This is a genomic window from Vibrio sp. Vb0937, from assembly GCF_033338855.1.
Map to the genome: position 1 here is coordinate 1 of NZ_JAWOTK010000095.1, position 1,911 is coordinate 1,911.

At 47.9% G+C, this 1,911-nt stretch carries 3 protein-coding genes; all 3 read left to right on the forward strand.

Going from position 1 to position 1,911, the window contains the following annotated elements:
• Nucleotides 1-2 precede the first annotated feature (2 nt).
• Nucleotides 3-479, forward strand: coding sequence for a flagellar basal body-associated protein FliL (gene fliL, locus R7P67_RS23395; protein WP_021822038.1), 477 nt, complete (start codon nucleotides 3-5; stop codon nucleotides 477-479).
• 12 nt (nucleotides 480-491) lie between these two features.
• Nucleotides 492-1,220 carry a lateral flagellar system RNA polymerase sigma factor LafS gene (gene lafS / locus R7P67_RS23400; protein WP_005462772.1) on the forward strand — a complete coding sequence of 243 codons (729 nt, stop codon included), beginning with the start codon at nucleotides 492-494 and terminating at the stop codon, nucleotides 1,218-1,220.
• Nucleotides 1,221-1,230: 10 nt separating this feature from the next.
• Nucleotides 1,231-1,911, forward strand: a 681-nt coding sequence (gene motA / locus R7P67_RS23405) for a flagellar motor stator protein MotA (protein WP_318086140.1), incomplete at its 3' end; no start/stop codon positions are given.

The following is a 1,911-nucleotide window of genomic DNA, read 5'->3' on the forward strand; positions in this document are numbered from 1 at the left end:
CCATGTTTATCGCCATGATCATCACCAGCGCCCTCGTTTCGGCCGCCACCATCATGGGTGGTATTTGGTATCTCAATAAACAGGCACAAGATTCAGGTGAAACCAGCTCACTGCTTGAGAACTCTCCTTTGTCTTTTCTTGTGACTGAACAACCAACCAGCAAAGGCCCAAGCTTTCACCCTCTAGACAAAGTTGTGCTGAGCATTAAAGGCAAGAAACAGACGCACTTTGTCATGCTAGAGCTGGCTATTGAGACCCGTCGACCAGAACGTATTAAAGACATCGATAACTACATGCCAATGGTTCAAAACTCGCTTTTGAAGCTGTTTAGCGACAAAACTTTCGATGAACTGCAACAGACAGGCGCGATCGATATTCTGCAAAACGAAGTGAAGCAAACGCTGTTGGTAGCCTTTGCGAAGACTGACATCGTGCGTGATATCGATGATGTACTGCTGACGAAATACGTTGTGCAATAACGGAGCACAACCATGTTAGACATGAACCCTCAAGAAACGTACACCGCACCAGAGGAAGTGAACACACCATCACGCCCGATTGATGAAAACGCACTTTTGCAACGTCATCAAGTGATGGTGAAACGCGTAGTTAACCAACTTCGCGTTCATGCCACTTCCCATTGCAGTATCGAAGATATGCAGCAAATTGGTCTTATCGCGCTGGTTGAAGCAGGACGTCGTTATGGAGACATTGACGATACTCACTTCCCGGCATTTGCGGTTTGCCGCGTACGTGGCGCGATCTTAGATGAGCTGCGCCGTTTAGACTGGCGCTCACGTAAGACACGTCAGCAAGCCCATGAGCTTAACGACGTCACTCGTGACCTCACCCGCTCGTTAGGTCGTATGCCAACGGACTCAGAAATCATCAAAGCTCTCGGCACCGACGAGCAAGATTATTACAACCGTCAAAACGCGGCGCTTGCAGGTGAAATGCAAAGTCTCGATCAACTGATGGAAAACAGCACCGACAGCCACTTTGGTGGTCAATACGACGGCATGGAGCACGAGCACATTCGTCGTAGCTTAGACAGCGCACTAGGCCGACTGTCAAAGCGAGATCAATTGCTACTGACGCTGTTTTATCAACACGAACTCAATTTACACGAAATAGCCCTCGTCTTGGATCTGACGCCACCTCGAATTTGTCAGCTTCATAAACAAGCGCTGAAACAACTCAACCAATTAATGTCCTCTTAGGAGTCACAAGATGCAAAAGTTTTTAGGAGTCCTCACTATCCTTGTGTGTGTCTTCGGCGGATACATGTGGGCTGGCGGTAAGCTAGGTGCAATTTGGCAACCAGCAGAATTTCTGATCATCATCGGCGCGGCAGCGGGTTCTCTCATTATTGGTAACCCACCACACGTGCTGAAAGAGATGCGCCAACAAGTGCCAGCAACCATCAAAGGTCCAACTGAAGAGTACGAGTACTACATGGAGCTGATGGCGCTATTAAACAACCTGCTAGAAACAGCGCGTAGCCGTGGTTTCAAGTTTTTGGATTCTCACATCGAAGCACCAGAACAAAGCTCTATCTTCCTGATGTACCCGCTAGTTTCTGAGGATCATCGTCTGATTTCGTTCATTACTGATAATTTACGTTTAATGGCGATGGGACAAATGTCGCCTCATGAATTAGAGGGACTGTTAGAACAAGAAATCGAAGCTATCCAGAACGAACTGCTGCTGCCTTCACGCTCATTACAGCGTACCGCAGAAGCACTACCTGGTTTCGGTATTCTTGCCGCAGTTGGTGGCATCATCATCACTATGCAAGCCATAGATGGTTCTATTGCGCTCATTGGCTATCACGTAGCCGCTGCCCTTGTAGGTACATTCATTGGTATTTTCGGTTGTTACTGTGGTCTAGATCCACTAAGTAACGCCATG

Excerpts from the sequence above, each read along its gene's own strand:
- fliL (WP_021822038.1), top strand. The coding sequence starts at position 3 with ATGTTTATCGCCATGATCATCACCAGCGCCCTCGTTTCGGCCGCCACC.
- lafS (WP_005462772.1), top strand. The coding sequence starts at position 492 with ATGTTAGACATGAACCCTCAAGAAACGTACACCGCACCAGAGGAAGTG.